This window comes from Helicobacter sp. 10-6591 (assembly GCF_003288805.1).
GTDB lineage: Bacteria > Campylobacterota > Campylobacteria > Campylobacterales > Helicobacteraceae > Helicobacter_F.
On record NZ_NHYK01000002.1, the window covers coordinates 19455 to 34612 of the forward strand.

A 15158-nucleotide genomic window follows, 5' to 3' on the forward strand; every position below is an offset into this window, starting at 1 on the left:
GTTATTTAAAATAAAAAATATGCAAAAAAGCTGGCAAGTTTTTTAAAAACTCAAATTTTGCGTCTTGTTCTTGTTGGACAAACAGTTCAAGAGTAATATGCTGCTGGATAAAGATCTCACACAACCAACCCTCAAAATTCTCAAAAAACACACCAAATGTATGATTACTCGTGCCAAAAAGCATACATTTGTTTACCCGCTTGCCTTCTTTGAGCTGTTTTATACATTCACGTATGGTTTGTTGCTGGAAGTGCTGTATCCCAACAAAAACATACGGATTTGTCCTCATATGCAATATGCTATATTTTGCACTCTCACGCAAGCTCTCACTCAAAAATACAGCATCTTGCATATTTCCAAATACCATCAAAACCCACCCAAAATCCTAGAAAGTGTAATTTTCATCCAAAATCGCTTTGATTTCATCCTTACTCAATCGCTCAAACTTTAAGAGTTTCTCACTCAGACGCAAAACCACAGCCTTGGAATCTGACAGGAACTCTTGCATGTTTTTCTTACATTGTTCTAAAATCTCAATGACATCGCTACTATCAGTAAGAAGACGCTTAGCCATACCATATTCCTCACACATTTGTGTAGCAATAAGCTTGGCTTTGCTTATATCTTCTTTTGCATTACTAAAGCTTTGGTTATAAATCATCTCTACAGCCACACTTCCAGAGAGATACATCTTTATCTTATTGCTCATCTCTTCTTTGCTTACAAGCTCTTTGTCAATCTCTTTGAAGCTTTCAGTAACTAGCGAGATCTTGTCAAAATCAATATCTAACCAATACGCACTCAGCGCCTTTGCGCTTTGATAAATTGCCATGATATTTTTTTCTTCTTCGCTAAAGCTGAGTATTTTCTTTTTGCCCAAAAGCACTTTGTCTTTGGTGCTAAGAATATCTTCATGTTGGATAAGAGCACTTTTGCGTCGTAAGGCACAGAGTGCAGCTTCATTCACAAGAGCAGCGATTGCCGCCCCGCTAAACCCCACACAAAGCCTTGCTATTTCATTAATATCAAAATCATATTTCTTATCACGCAAATACACTTCAAAAATTTTCTCTCGCTCCTCTAAAGAAGGTAGCTCCACATAAATACGCCTATCAAATCGTGCTGGTCGTAAAAGCGCCTCATCAAGCACATCAATTTTATTTGTAGCAGCAATCACAATAACCCCACTAGAATCTTCAAAGCCATCCATTTCAGTCAGCAACTGGTTTAAGGTAGCTTCCCGTTCATCATTGCGGGCAGAACCTCTAGCTTTACCTACTGCGTCAATCTCATCGATAAAAATAATACTAGGGCTTTTTGCTTTAGCACGCAAAAATAACTCTCGTACGCGCTTTGCACCCATTCCTACGTAAATTTGCACAAAAGATGATCCACTTTGGTACAAAAATGGCACACCCGCTTCGCCTGCTACAGCCTTTGCAATCATAGTCTTGCCAACTCCAGGTGGTCCTACTAAAAGCACACCTTTTGGCAATCTGATACCTAAATCTTGGTATTTTTTTGGGTTTTTCAGATAATCGATTATCTCAAGCAACTCCTCTTTGACTTCGTTGATGCCAGCGACGTCTCTGAAAGTTACAGAGCTAAATGTGCTTTGTAGAAACTCGTTGTTATCAGTTTGGAGCTGTTTTTGTGTATTTTCTATCAAGCTACTTGTGCTTAAATCAAATTGCTTGTGCTTTGTCTCTTGTTTTTTTTGCGGTACAAAAAGCGTTGAGAGTGCTTTTAATATAACTGCTAAGCCTAAAAAAAATACTACAAACAACCCAATATCACTAAGCCAAGAATCTTGGGTGTCCTTGACCTGCAAGATAATCTTTGAATCAATGCTAGCAGGTTCTAAAGCGTCTCTTGCGACCTTATAGATTTTGTGTCTGTCTGTGAAACTTGCCACATCATTTTCCAGCAAAAGCATCTTAGGCTGAAGTTCCGTGAGTTTTTGTGTGAATTCATAGGGACTGAGCCAAATCTCATCTTTTCTAACAAATAGCACGATTGTTAAAACAATTGCCACGACCAAAGCCAAAAGCGAAAAAAGAAGTGATTTAGATTTGCGCATAGTTCCTTCCATCCTCGATTGTGTATTGTGTAACTTCTATCCATTGTCCAGCTACAAGTGGTTGTGTAGAGGCGATGCTCACTCTATTAAAAAACTGATCCAATCCACTATAAACCCCATCTTTGCTTGATTCTATAAGCACTTGCAATGGAGTGTTTGCATGGGACTTTCTGCTTTTAAGATTGCAAGATTGCGTAATGGTTTTTAGTGTGTGCAGGCGCTTTTTTGCTATATCGCCGCGTATTGTGTGTTTCTTTGCCATCTGGCTTGATGGTGTGGCATTCCTTGGAGAGTAGATAAAAGGATGCAGATGTGTCAATCCAAAAAGCTTAAAATTCTCCAATCCCTCCTGCCAAACCTCCTCGCTCTCTCCGGGATGTCCTACTATAAAATCCGTTCCTAAACTAAAACCTCTTTTTCGCAGATACATAAAAAGCTCCAAATCTTTTTCTACGCGATTTTGGCGATTCATAATTTCAAGCATTCTATTGCTTGTGTGCTGGAGTGCTATGTGCAAATGCCTTGCAAAAAGTGGATTTTCTATAAGCTCTAAAAATTCCTCTGTAATCTGGCTAGGCTCAAGACTGCCTATTCTTAATCGCTTCAGACCCTTAATCTTGTATATTTCTTTGATAAGCACACTGATATTGCTAGAGAAATCCTTACCATAGCTTCCGACATTTGTACCTGTAAGGATTATCTCACTCACTCCAGAATCTATAAGCTGCTGTATTTGGTTGAGGATTTTGTGCATTGGGATTGAGCGGGCTTTTCCTCTCACACTGGGGATAATACAGTAGCTACAGGCAAAATCACATCCCTCTTGGATTTTCACAAATGCACGCACTCTACCAACAAACTCACTTACAATCGTTTGATCGATATGATTTGGCTGCTTTTCCTCATAAAAGAATCTTTTCTTTTCCTTCAAGAGATTGTCGATATTTTCTTTCAAGCTATGAGGAAACACACCAAAAGCAATGTTGTTTTCAAAATTCTGCCTACCTTTAGATTCTATGCCACAACCTGTAAAATAGATTTTCTTGTCTTTAAATTTATTGATATAGCTCTGCACGCCAGAATCTGCACCATTTGTAACCGTGCAAGAATTGATAACGATAATATCTGCCTCATATTCATTCTTGACATATTCAAAATCCTTCAGATTTGCAATCATTACCTGGGTATCAAAGAGATTGCTTCTGCAACCAAAAGTTTTAAAAAATACACGCATACTTGATTAACTCCATTGGTTTTTGTTTCCAGCTTCATTATTCCCTGTGTGGCTAGCTTGGTGGTAAGAAACCTTATTCCCCGCTCCATCGCTACCTGTAGGAATAATCTTTGTCGTAGGATAGGCTATGTATATATCATCCTCTTTAAGAATCGCTTCGATAATTTCAGCTGAGATTGTGCTTCTCAAAGAAATAGCCGCATACGAATTAGCCTGATACCAAAGTGAGATACGAATACCATTTGGCTCAAGCATGCTAAATGCTCTTGTCTCAAGATTCATATTTCTTACAGAAAATCTATTTTTCAAACGTTCCATTCTCTTGCGTGTAACCTCCGTATAGCCTTTAGAATACTTTCTGCCAATCTCTGTGGCGAGTTTTAGCGCCTTTTTGTAATTACTATCAAAGGTGATGGTGAAATCAATACCATCCCATATAGTCTTTAGTCCTGCATGCGTATAGTTGGCAAGAAGTGTTGTGAAAATATAATTATTTGGGATAAAGATAATGCGTCCAGCACGGCGATTTTGCATGTAAGTAGTAAGCGTAAGATCTTCATAAATTGTCATTCGCAATACAGATATATCAAGCACATCACCTACATAAAGTGCACCATCTTTGAGGACTCTTATCCTATCGCCTACATGCACGCTTCCTCCAAACACTATCACAAACCACCCAAGTACGCTCATAAACAAATCTTTCATAGCAATAGCCAAGCCAGCAGATGCAAAACCCACAATAGCCACAAGATAAGTTACATTTTCTAAATACGCAAAAAGCAAGATAATCATTACAAATGTGATATTTGAAAAATCAATCACTTTATTGACGGTATAAACGCGATTACCCTCCAGATATTTACGTAAGGCGATTTTAAGTGAGAATCCGAACAAAAACACAGCCAAAATCGCTACTGCAATAAACAACATCTTAAAAAATTGGTCTTTTATCTCGCGATTGAGTGTGTTTTTAATATCCTCTATATTCTTAAAGTAGATTTCATTGGAAGTTTTTAAGATCTTTTGTGCAGATTCTAAGCTTTGTATCATTCGCTTGGTCTCTAACACTTTCGTGTTGTAGTCTTTTGCTTCAAGCGGATTGTTTTGTTTATGGTGTAAAAAAAGGGTTTGTGCAATATCATAATATTGCTTCAGGGTATCAATCAGTAAAGAGAGCAACTCCTCATTATGTACCATATTGCTTTTATAGCCATCAAGATGCTTGATAAAAGAGTATCCACTGACAATCAAAATAGGATTTGTGATCTGAGGAATATCTGTAAGAACTGGCGTTTCAAGTAATTGAAAATAAGGATTTTGCGCATAAGGCTCTACAAATTCTCTTTGCTTTTTGAGCGTTTGTAGGGCGATTTTTTGTTGGTTGATTTGGGTTATATCTTTTGTTTTTTTGAGCTTGGATTCAATACGCGCAATCTCTTGGGTTAAATTTTCATAAGTCTTGATGTTTTCGTATTGTTTTAACCATATGTTGTTGCTCTGCTTTAGCATCTTATCAATTTGTTTTAGCTTCAGCTCCAAATCTTTAACTTGCAAATCTTTGACTTGGAGAACATCTTGTGCAAAAGTAAGGACACTAAAAACAACAAGCAAAGCCAAAAGTCTCACTTGCTAAACTCCTCTAAAACCTCTAGAACTAGCTCTTTTGGGATATCGTTGCTGATTTTCACAGCACCCAAATGCTCAGGAAGCACGAAAGTGAGGTTAGAATCCCTACTTTTTTTGTCCGAGAAAAATTTTTCATAGAATATATGGCAATCGGCGATCTTATGGTAGGTAGGCAGATTGTAGGATTCTAAAAGCTTGGAGATTTTCTGCATCTCCTCTTTGCTTATATAAGAAAGTTTATAAGCTAGGGTATTTGCCATCACCATGCCAATGCTTACACACTCTCCATGTAGATAATTTCTATATCCAGTAAGATTCTCTATCACATGTCCAAAAGTATGACCATAATTAAGCGCAGCTCGAATTCCTTGCTCCCGCTCATCTTGATTGACAACTCGCGCTTTTATCTCTATGCTTTTAGCAATGCAATAAGCGAGGTTCTCTTCCACCCTATTAGATTCTAAAAATCTGAAAAACTCCTTATCAAAGCACACTGCCATTTTAATAATTTCACTCACCCCAGCAGCAAATTCGCGTTTGGGCAGTGTAGAAAGAAAAGATGTGCTTGCATACACAGCTTGTGGCTGGTGGAAAAGTCCGATAAGATTTTTGCCAAAACCATTATTAACACCAGTTTTACCGCCCACACTTGAATCCACTTGTGCTAAAAGGGTGGTAGGGACCTGTATAAAGCCTACTCCGCGTTGGTATATCCCACTAGCAAACCCGACAATATCGCCTATGACACCTCCGCCAAAGGCTACAAAAAGAGAAGACCTGTCAAGTTTGTTGCTAAATGCACACTCTAAGATGTACTCCACGCTTTGCATTGTTTTGTATTGTTCACCATCTGGGATGGTACAGACATATACTTCCTTTGCGCTGATATTTGCTAAAAGCTTAGATAAATGCAATCCCGCGACTCTAGGATTTGATACAACCAACACTTTGGCATTATGTATGATTTCAAAATTTTCATTTTCACTAATATGCACAGGATAGCTTGTTGTTTGAGTGCTAATAGTGATTTGTGACATGGATTTCTTTACCTTCAATAACAAGGGATAAAAATTTGTGGATTTCTCTCTACTAGAAATGACAGCTTATGGGAATCCACTGAAACAAAAGCAAATAGCTTCGCGCGCGTAATACTAATATCAAAAGGTATAAATTGCAAAAATACCTCATTGCTTTGTTGTAGAAACAGAATTGGATTAAGAGAATCTGAAAGTGTGATTTGTGGTTTTTGTGAAACAATCTTTGCAAGATTTTCAATGTTATTAAGCAATGTTTCTTGATGTGCTGAATCTGGTTCAAAGTCATAAAAACGCGTTCCTAGATTGAGTTGCTTAGAAATATCAAAGAGAATGGAAGCAATATTTTCTACTTTCTGCAAGCTTTCATCAACAATAAGAAAGCTATTTTTTACTTCCTTTATACTCTTGTGGCCTGTTTTTAAAACAGGTGAGCCAGTCTTAAAAAGCGCCAGTCGATTTGCACGAGGCAAGAAAAGATCTTCATTCACAACAATGAGCCCCGGACGCTTCTTAGAATCCTGCTCCAAATATTTGACAAACTTACTTTCTCTATACACAAATTCTAATCGCACTTTTGATAAGTTATACCCATCAATAAGCTCTTGGACTCTCTGCAGCAACAAGAGATTTGAAGGATTTAGTACCTTGATAAAGAGATAATTATTCTTTAAATGTGTATGTAAGAATAATGTATCCTCAATACACCCAAGTACAGAATCTTTATCAGATAAAGTCGTATCAACATACACAAATATATCCTTACCAAAAGGTGATGGGAATTGTCCCATATCACTTTTAGCGCGTCTGTATACCTCACTTAATACCACAGCATCTCCAGCGCCCAATAAGACATCATTTGGCAAGATCATAAACGTATTTGTAGCGAGTATAAACTTTGCACTACGGTACACCCCGACAATACGCCATTTCTTTTGGCTAATAGAGCCTATGTGTCTATAAGCAAAGCTACTTCCAGGAGGCACAGGTATTTCCATAAGCTCGCCTTGCTCCAGTCCAAAGCCTCTTGGTATCAATGGTACATTTGTAAGCCTTTGTGTCAGTCGGTTTGCCACAAGATGTTCAGAATCTATAACCACGAGATTGTTATCAAGCTTATTATCCTTCCATAAATCCTCACGCAATGTAACAACCATATCACCATAAGATTCATAAGTGTGGGTGGTAAATTCGTGGTTATTAAAAAGTACAATTTTTGTTTTGGGAGCAAAAGAGCGTACCAGATCATAAAGGACAAAGCGTTCATCTGCATTCTCAATAATGAGAAAAATATCTTGAATCTCCTCAAGAAAAATACTTGAAATACGAAAGCTTGAAGTGTAATCAACCACAAAAGTCTCTATAGAGCTAGGAAGCTCTGAAGGTAGAATGGAGCTATCTTTACAAACGATGATATAAGAATTGTTGCTGAAATACTGGCTAGTAATCTTTTGTATAAAAACCTTTGCCACAACCCCACTAGCAAATATAAGCGTTTTTTTCACAACTCCCCCAACTTCCAATCCACCCAAAGACTTGGACTAAAACTGAGCCATTATAGCTTAAGCTTTTGGAGTTGGAGTCCTCTTTATCTGCTACAATCGCGCCTTCATCATAGAACTTCAAGGATACCAATGCGAGTAGAGCTAAAAAGCCAGCCACTTTATAATCAAAATGGCAAAGCCAGAGCACTTGACTTGCACCTAGCAAATGGAATCGTCCAAACCCCTGTATTCATGCCCGTAGGCACACAAGGTTGCATCAAAGGGCTTGATAGCTATGATCTACAAACACACTTAGATTCAAAGCTTATCCTTGCTAATACCTATCATATTTATCTGCGCTGTGGTGCTGAGAGAAAAGAATCTTGCGCTGGACAAATAGGAGCGATACAAAAACTAAAAACCCTTGGTGGCATGAGAAAATTTGCAAACTTCAATGGGAATTATCTGAGTGATAGTGGTGGATTCCAAGCTTTCAGCTTAGGGAAAAATGCCAAGCTCTATGATTATGGTGTAGAGTTCAAATCCCATATTGATGGAAGCAAGCATATTTTTACACCGCAAAAAGTGCTTGATATACAATACGCGCTTAATTCTGATATTTGCATGGTACTAGATGATCTTATCGGTTTACCAGCCCCAATAGAGCGTCTCAAACAATCAATCCATACCACTATCAGATGGGCAAGAGAAAGCCTAAAATATCATCTGGCACAGAAAATGGAGAATCCAACAAACCATATTTTTGCGATTATACAAGGTGGCACAGATACAAGTCTGCGCAAAATCTGCGCAATAGAGCTAGCGCAAATGCAAGAATTTGATGGCTATGCTATTGGTGGGCTGGCTGTGGGAGAAAGCGCAAAAGAAATGTATGAGACCATAGAGTCCACCACAGAATTTATGCCGCCACACAAACCTCGCTATCTTATGGGTGTAGGCACACCAGAAAATATCCTAGAAGCTATCGCACTTGGGGTTGACATGTTTGATTGTGTGATGCCTTCTCGGAATGCACGGAATGCAACCATTTTTACTTCTCAAGGAAAGCTTAATATTAAGACCTCATCCTTTGGACTTGATACAAGACCCTTAGATGAAGAATGTGACTGCTATGTGTGTAAAAACTACTCACGAGCATATCTACACCATCTGTATAGAAGTCGAGAAATCACCTACCATCGTCTTGCCACAATCCATAATCTCTACTTCTATCTTAATCTCACACGTAAAGCGCGTCAGGCGATTATAGATGGGAATTTTCTGGCATACAAAGCCCAGACCCTCTCTAAAATGGCAAATCCCAAGAATGTCTAAATTACAGAATGTCTAAATTACCAAGAATGCTTAACTTTATACAATACTCAGGTATTATATCCAACGCCTCCAAAACCCTCCATAGCAGAGAATCTCTACAAATCCCCAAGTATGCCATTACCTTGATATTGACAAATTTATTTTCTTTAAGGAGAATGCTCGGCCTAAAATTTTAGGGGGTGCCAGCCGATTTAGGCTTGCATTGCTTAAATAACTAAATAACTTTAAAAGGGAAATCATGAAAACAACAAAAATTACTTTTATCAGCATATTAACGGGAATTTTATCTCTCAGCGCAGTCAATGCTTTGGAATTCGCAGAAGTAGGACACAAAGCAGCAGGTATGGGTGGTGTAGGTGTAGCTGTCAAAAACAGTCCTTATGGTCTATTCTTTAACCCAGCGCTTTTAGCAGCAAAACCAGGGGTAAAGGTAGGATATAGCTTCCAGCTCGCCATTAATGAAAAAAATACATTTTCTTTAGTGAATACCAAAAATATGTTTAGTATTAACCCAATACCTAGTACACCTGATAGCCTTAATAGCAAGTTCGCAAATAATTATCTTAATGTTAGTGCACATGGGGCTCTTGTGGGGCAGCTTCCAACACTTCCAATTGGCCAAATTGCTATAGGTATGCTATGGTCTGAATATATGAGCTCTGGTTTTATAGGGCGAGCTAAAAATGGTCTCGATGCTTCTGGTAGTGCTATGCCTGACGGGCAGATTTCAGTACATGTTACAGATATTAAAATTCTCGAAGTACCTATAGGATATGCTTATGCTTTTGATCTAGGGGCTTTAGGAAAGCTTAGCCTAGGATTGAGTGCAAAATTTATGAATGGTGCTTATGGAAAGCAGTCTAGAGATCAATTAGGTGCATCCAACAGTGACTTTGATGAAAACAAACTTCTTAGTATGGTAAATAAATCCAGAACAAATGACACTAGCACTACATTTGGAATTGATGCTGGAGTAACCTACCAGCCTCTATCTCCACTAACCTTAGGTGTGGTAGTCAAGAACCTTAATGCTCCTGCTTTCAAGTTCAGAGATACTAAGCTCATAGTAAAACCACAGGCGCGTGCTGGCATTGGCTTTAGCGCTACTGATAGAATCACTGTTGGAGCTGATATTGATTTAACTAGCAATGATGTATTCACAGCCAATGGTCAGAAACTCAAGTCGCAGAAAATAGGTCTAGGTGCTGATTTGGATTTGATATTTCTTAGTGTTCGTGGTGGTATAGCCAAAGATTTACAGCAAGATAATGGTGTGATTCTCTCAGCTGGTGTTGGAATTGGATTCATTGATGCTTCACTTTCTTTTGGAACAGCTACAACAGAATCACAGTTTGGCACTCATCCTAGATATATCGCGTTATCAATAGGCGGTGGTTTCACATTTTAAGCATTACTTGATTGGAGCTCCTATTTAAATAATTACTTAAAAACCTACGCCTTTGATAATGATAGGTTTTGTACCAATACTTATAAGTTCTTAGGAGGTCCATCATGAAAACTTCTAAATTCATCCTCTCTATATTGGTAGCTTCTACTTCACTAAATGCATTAGAATTTGGCTCTATGGGAAATACCTCTGCTGGTATGGGTGGTGCTGGCGTAGCACTCAAAAATTCTGCATGGGGACTTTATTACAATCCAGCACTCCTCTCTACTTCTCCAAAGATGAAGCTTGGCTATACGGTAAATCTCGGATTACAAGAAAAAAACATCGCGCAAATGGCTACTATAGATGTAAAGAATATGCAAAACACTGCAAAGAACTTGGCTGATACCTTTGGGAGTGTGGCAAATAACGCTAGTGCTGGTGGATTGGTCAGTGCACTAAGCAGTGCACTAAATTCTATAACCAATGGAAATCAAGCGGCAGGAGGTGCAGTTGGCGGAATGGCTCTTAGTGCAAATGTTGTGTCAGCACAACAGGCTGCTCAAGGCGGCAACCAACAAATAGATTTAGCAGACCTCCAAAAAAAGTTAGAAAACTATCTAAAGACTAGTAACGGAAACCACAATGTTCTTATTGATCAAGTCAAACAAGAAATAAACAAGAACAACTCTCTTAATAGCATGCAAAAAGACTTGCTTAATGGAGTGATAGGCGGGGTAAATTTCGATAGTCTCAAGTTTGATGGTAGCCAACAACAAAATGTCCAAAACGCCATCTCATCTATCACTATTTCAAAAGGTTCTGATAAAGGCTTGGATAAATCAATGTCTGATCTGAGGCTCGTTTATGATTCTCTTAAAGATAACCACCTTAATGTTGTGAGTCAAAATGGAATCGTGTTCCAACTTGGCTCCAAGAAGCTTAACAATTCTTTTGGCACAATGGCTGTAGGGTATTTCCTCTCAGCCTATTCGAATGTGTCATTTAAAGCCAATGCCGATAGGATGCGTCTCATTCTGGACGCTGGGGGTAGCTATTATGAATTAGACATTGGTGGTGGCAACTACACTTACAGACTCTCTTCAGAAGATGATTATAATAGATATTCACTCTTAGTAGCCCTACAAGAAACTGACCCTAACAAAGGGCATAATATCTATCTCACTGCATTTGTGTTAAACGAGATTCCCGTAGGTTATTCACGCACCTTTTATCTAAGAAATAGCAATATTAATGTCGGTATAGCTGGGAAGTTTATGAGCGCATCAAGCACACAAAATAAAATTGCTATCACGACACATACAAACTTCTCCAAAGAACTCAAAACAATCACTTCTAATTTCAAAAGACTACAGTCTGATAAGGCTTTTGGTTTAGATGTGGGTTTGGTATATGAAATCGACTTGCCAAAATTTCGCAATCTCACATTTGGGCTAGTCGCAAAAAATCTCAATTCACCAACTTTCAAATCCACATATGAAGATATTGTCATAAGACCTCAGGTTCGTTTGGGGACGGCTTACTACACAACTTCTGGCTTTAATATAGCTCTTGATGTAGATGTAACACAAAATGATATCTTAGGACTAAGCACAATCAAACAAAAAAGCCAGATGATAGGCGGGGGTGTTGGATTTCTATGGAAAGGTATGGATATACGCACAGGTCTTATGAAGGATTTATTGCAAGATAATGGACTGATACTCACAGGAGGTATCAATCTTTTAGGATTCCTTGATATCGCATTGCAATCAAGTACAAAATTTACAACTATCCAAAAATTCCCCATACCACAATACTTTAATCTGCATGTAGGCGGCAGCATATCCTGGTAAGGATTTATAGACATAGATTTGCAAGATAATCCATAAAGAGCTTTTGCAAATTTTATGAATACTATTTTTTGAATGTATGTGGATTCGTTGCTCCGACATATTCTATTACACCATTTGGTTTAATATCATATGCCTGTCCGAAGCCTTTGACAAATCTGCCTTCTATAAATACAAGCTCTATAAGACTAAAATCAAGCATCTGCTTAATTTGTTTGACACCACCATATCCGTTCATAGAATCTTCTAGTACCCCAAAAGCTTTCTCAAACTCTTCGCTTTCACGCTCTACAAATCGTGCTTTTGCTTTGTATCGCAATCGTTTGCGTAAAATCACAGATTTTGCCTTACATTCATCTTCTAAGAAGAGAGCTTCGATATTACTAGGATTGGCACTAATACTATGGTAATGGTCTGCTGCACTGCTTATATAGATATAATAGCGCCCATCATATTGTATGAGCGGGGCATATGAGCTTATCACTCTACCATCGCTACCTAATGTAGCAAGCACAACAGAACCAAATTCTTTCTTGAAGCTCTCAATCTCGCTTTGGATACTTTGTGTGTCTGCATCTTGATTATCACTCACGCGTTTGCAAAGCGCGATAATCTCATCTTTGAAACGATCTGGTGTAATAGTCTGGGGAAAATCTAGACGCAAAGTTTTATTATCATTGTAGGTAATATCCAAACCATTGGTATCCAAGTCCACCATAGTAGGATTTGCAACATCGCTGATACCAGTAAACTTCTGGACTAACTTTCTAAGAGAATCTCTATGATGATCATTCATATGCTGTATGATGAAATCTTTATCCATGAACAAACTCCTTTTAGTTAAGAAAAACGAAAGAAAGTCTAACCTCCCTTTACAAACCACAACAAACATTAAAGGGAGGTATTAAACAACAAATAAGGAAGGAAAAGATGCTGCTAAACCCAACCCACCCAACCAGAGATTCACTACCAAAAACCCCCGTTTGCAACACCTTGGAGAAGTAAGAGTAATTTCTAGAATCTATATTCTAAAAAACTGACGAAATTATAACAATGCAAACTTAAAATTAAATTAATAACAATTATTATTTTATTATATTCAGAATTTCGCTAAAATCTTGAAAATTTTTTCGATCAAGTACGCCAGTGGGATCATTTAAATTGTTTTTAAAAACAGAATTTGATAAGCCCTTGTGGCAACTGATACAAGAATCTATAATTTTATGAGAATCTTTGAGATGCGGTGCGCGAATTTTGCCTATATCATGGCAAGCAAAGCAGTCCTGCCCACAACCACCACCCATTTGTATACTAGCCATTTTCTCCTCTGTATGACAGGTCTTACAGCTAGTCATTGGTATATGACGCTTATCATTTTTAAAATCAAGTCCTGAATGACAACTCATACAATCACCAGAACAGCTCCCCCACATACTATTTGCTAATACAAGAGAAAACAAAAACTTCCACATCAAATTCCCTAGCCCAACACAAACTCCATGAAACTATTATCAACCTCCGCCCACAAAATGCAAAATCTCTATTTCATCATCTTTCTCTAATTTCACACTATCCCATTCTTTTGCATGTACCACTCTACTATTTCGCGCCAGAGCTATGTTTTTGTTGATTTTTAATTCACCAAGAAGTTCTGTAATCGTGCAAGAATATGTCTCATACACTTGACCATTGAGTAAGATTTGTATTTTCTCTAAAGTCTCATTATGCATTTTCTTGGCCTTTGTTAAAGAATTTGTAAAAAAATCCCAATTTGTTGCTTTGTCTCTGTCTTGAAATCGCCAAAGCACCCTGTGGAATGTCTTTGACTATACTGCTGCCTGCAGCAATCAAGACATTTGATTCTATCTTTAGTGGGGCTACAAGCTGTGTATCACTCCCTACAAACACATTCTCACCTATAAAGGTTTTATGCTTGCTCTTGCCATCGTAGTTACAAGTAATAACGCCAGCACCAATATTTGTACCATTTTTTATTTCACTATCTCCCAGATAACTCAAATGTCCAGCCTTTACGCCTTCTAAACTGCTAGCTTTCACCTCAACAAAATTGCCAATATGTGTGTTGGTAATTTTACTATTTGGGCGGATATGTGCCATAGGACCTATATCACTCTTTATAATCACACTCGATTCTATAATGCTATGGGCTTTGATATGGCTAGATTCTATAATGCATTTGCCACTTAACCGTACGCCATTTTCTATCCTGCATTCACCACGAAACTCTACGCCAGGTTCTAAATAAATCGTATGCGGCATGTCCATAATAACGCCATTTTCCATAGCTGCGAAACGCAGATGCTCTAATAATATTTCTTGAGCCTGCGCTAGATGTGCTTTTGTGTTCACACCCATATATTCTTGCGCATCTGCCTTTAGCGCTGCTATTTCTACTTCATCTTTACGCGCGAGCGCAATCACATCAGTGAGATAGTATTCTTTTTGTACATTGTTGTTTTCTAAAAGCGGGAGATAGCGCGTAAGCACCTCCTTATCAAAGATATACACACCAGCATTAACACTCTTTATCGCCAATTCTTCCCTGCTCGCATCTTTTTGCTCTACAATCCTTAGAACCCGATTTTGCGCATTCTCTGATTGATGAGAATCTAAAATAACTCTCCCATAGCCATTTGGATCATCTAAAAACAGCACACTCATAACTATTTGGTGGGGATTCTTGATAAGTATTTGGAGGCTTTGTGCTTGGATAAGTGGCATATCAGAATTAAGCACGAGGATTCTGTTGTATTTGGTAGATATACCTCTTAATGCCCCTCCTGTACCTGGAAAATTCACATAATCTTGTGTATGAAAAAAGATTTTCTGTCCCACAAGACTTTGAAACTCTTCGCTCAAATGTTGCTCTATACGCTCAGCTTGATGGAAAAGGACTATATGGATGTCATCACTGAGCTTTAGAGCCTGATCAATACTAAGAGCTACCATACTTCTACCACAAAGTGTATGCAAGACTTTTGGGGTTTCTGATTTCATACGAGTTCCAGCTCCAGCTGCTAAGATAACAACCGATACCATACTAATCCTTATAGTCAACTAGGGATAGGGAGTTTTATCAAATTTTAACACACTAAACTTTA

Annotated in this window: 13 protein-coding genes; 3 read left to right on the plus strand and 10 right to left on the minus strand. The window is 38.2% G+C overall.

Translation table 11 applies throughout. The features are described 5' to 3' along the window. Position 1: 1 nt before the first annotated feature. The 6 genes from CCY97_RS00845 to CCY97_RS00870 are packed head-to-tail and all read right to left on the minus strand — an operon-like array spanning position 2 to position 7482. Positions 2-367 (minus strand): hypothetical protein, encoded by a 366-nt coding sequence (locus tag CCY97_RS00845; RefSeq protein ID WP_112063603.1) that lies wholly within the window; start codon positions 365-367, stop codon positions 2-4. 18 nt (positions 368-385) lie between these two features. Then, on the minus strand, positions 386-2080 hold the full coding sequence (locus tag CCY97_RS00850; RefSeq protein WP_112063604.1) for an AAA family ATPase: 1695 nt from the start codon (positions 2078-2080) through the stop codon (positions 386-388). Then, on the minus strand, positions 2067-3314 hold the full coding sequence (gene mtaB, locus CCY97_RS00855; protein WP_112063605.1) for a tRNA (N(6)-L-threonylcarbamoyladenosine(37)-C(2))-methylthiotransferase MtaB: 1248 nt from the start codon (positions 3312-3314) through the stop codon (positions 2067-2069). The genes CCY97_RS00850 and mtaB overlap by 14 nt, the downstream gene beginning before the upstream one ends. A gap of 6 nt (positions 3315-3320) precedes the next feature. After that, a complete protein-coding gene (locus CCY97_RS00860) occupies positions 3321-4943 on the minus strand; it encodes a mechanosensitive ion channel domain-containing protein (protein WP_258456776.1) in 1623 nt (540 codons plus the stop codon). After that, positions 4940-5980, minus strand: a complete 1041-nt coding sequence (gene aroB / locus CCY97_RS00865) for a 3-dehydroquinate synthase (RefSeq protein ID WP_112063606.1) — start codon at positions 5978-5980, stop codon at positions 4940-4942. Before aroB ends, CCY97_RS00860 begins: the two co-directional genes overlap by 4 nt. Before the next feature lie 14 nt (positions 5981-5994). Then, positions 5995-7482 carry a potassium transporter TrkA gene (locus CCY97_RS00870; protein ID WP_112063607.1) on the minus strand — a complete coding sequence of 496 codons (1488 nt, stop codon included), beginning with the start codon at positions 7480-7482 and terminating at the stop codon, positions 5995-5997. Between the two features lie 129 nt (positions 7483-7611). Between CCY97_RS00870 and tgt the strand changes: the two genes are divergently transcribed. The 3 genes from tgt to traF (CCY97_RS00885) all read left to right on the plus strand — a co-directional run bounded on the left by tgt (position 7612) and on the right by traF (CCY97_RS00885) (position 12039). Beyond that, positions 7612-8796, plus strand: coding sequence for a tRNA guanosine(34) transglycosylase Tgt (gene tgt / locus CCY97_RS00875; RefSeq protein ID WP_112063608.1), 1185 nt, complete (start codon positions 7612-7614; stop codon positions 8794-8796). A gap of 238 nt (positions 8797-9034) precedes the next feature. Then, positions 9035-10204 carry a conjugal transfer protein TraF gene (gene traF, locus CCY97_RS00880; protein ID WP_112063609.1) on the plus strand — a complete coding sequence of 390 codons (1170 nt, stop codon included), beginning with the start codon at positions 9035-9037 and terminating at the stop codon, positions 10202-10204. Positions 10205-10308: 104 nt separating this feature from the next. Then, the gene (gene traF / locus CCY97_RS00885) at positions 10309-12039 is read left to right on the plus strand and encodes a conjugal transfer protein TraF (RefSeq protein ID WP_258456778.1); all 1731 of its coding nucleotides are present in this window, start codon (positions 10309-10311) and stop codon (positions 12037-12039) included. A 61-nt stretch (positions 12040-12100) separates the two neighbouring features. Here traF (CCY97_RS00885) and CCY97_RS00890 read toward each other — a convergent pair whose 3' ends face one another. The 4 genes from CCY97_RS00890 to glmU form a co-directional block, all read right to left on the minus strand. Continuing rightward, the gene (locus CCY97_RS00890) at positions 12101-12859 is read right to left on the minus strand and encodes a HugZ family heme oxygenase (protein ID WP_112063610.1); all 759 of its coding nucleotides are present in this window, start codon (positions 12857-12859) and stop codon (positions 12101-12103) included. A 262-nt stretch (positions 12860-13121) separates the two neighbouring features. After that, complete coding sequence (locus tag CCY97_RS00895; protein WP_112063611.1) at positions 13122-13508, minus strand: hypothetical protein; 387 nt, start codon at positions 13506-13508, stop codon at positions 13122-13124. 39 nt (positions 13509-13547) lie between these two features. Next, on the minus strand, positions 13548-13766 hold the full coding sequence (thiS, locus tag CCY97_RS00900; RefSeq protein ID WP_112063612.1) for a sulfur carrier protein ThiS: 219 nt from the start codon (positions 13764-13766) through the stop codon (positions 13548-13550). Next, positions 13759-15096 (minus strand): bifunctional UDP-N-acetylglucosamine diphosphorylase/glucosamine-1-phosphate N-acetyltransferase GlmU, encoded by a 1338-nt coding sequence (gene glmU, locus CCY97_RS00905; RefSeq protein WP_112063613.1) that lies wholly within the window; start codon positions 15094-15096, stop codon positions 13759-13761. The genes thiS and glmU overlap by 8 nt, the downstream gene beginning before the upstream one ends. Positions 15097-15158: the final 62 nt, after the last annotated feature.

Bases quoted from the DNA above. Each gene is read 5' to 3' on its own strand.
- traF (WP_112063609.1), top strand. From the start codon at position 9,035: ATGAAAACAACAAAAATTACTTTTATCAGCATATTAACGGGAATTTTA.
- glmU (WP_112063613.1), bottom strand. From the start codon at position 15,096: ATGGTATCGGTTGTTATCTTAGCAGCTGGAGCTGGAACTCGTATGAAA.
- CCY97_RS00845 (WP_112063603.1), bottom strand. From the start codon at position 367: ATGGTATTTGGAAATATGCAAGATGCTGTATTTTTGAGTGAGAGCTTG.
- aroB (WP_112063606.1), bottom strand. From the start codon at position 5,980: ATGTCACAAATCACTATTAGCACTCAAACAACAAGCTATCCTGTGCAT.
- tgt (WP_112063608.1), top strand. From the start codon at position 7,612: ATGCGAGTAGAGCTAAAAAGCCAGCCACTTTATAATCAAAATGGCAAA.
- mtaB (WP_112063605.1), bottom strand. From the start codon at position 3,314: ATGCGTGTATTTTTTAAAACTTTTGGTTGCAGAAGCAATCTCTTTGAT.
- CCY97_RS00850 (WP_112063604.1), bottom strand. From the start codon at position 2,080: ATGCGCAAATCTAAATCACTTCTTTTTTCGCTTTTGGCTTTGGTCGTG.
- traF (WP_258456778.1), top strand. From the start codon at position 10,309: ATGAAAACTTCTAAATTCATCCTCTCTATATTGGTAGCTTCTACTTCA.
- thiS (WP_112063612.1), bottom strand. From the start codon at position 13,766: ATGCATAATGAGACTTTAGAGAAAATACAAATCTTACTCAATGGTCAA.
- CCY97_RS00890 (WP_112063610.1), bottom strand. From the start codon at position 12,859: ATGGATAAAGATTTCATCATACAGCATATGAATGATCATCATAGAGAT.
- CCY97_RS00895 (WP_112063611.1), bottom strand. From the start codon at position 13,508: ATGTGGAAGTTTTTGTTTTCTCTTGTATTAGCAAATAGTATGTGGGGG.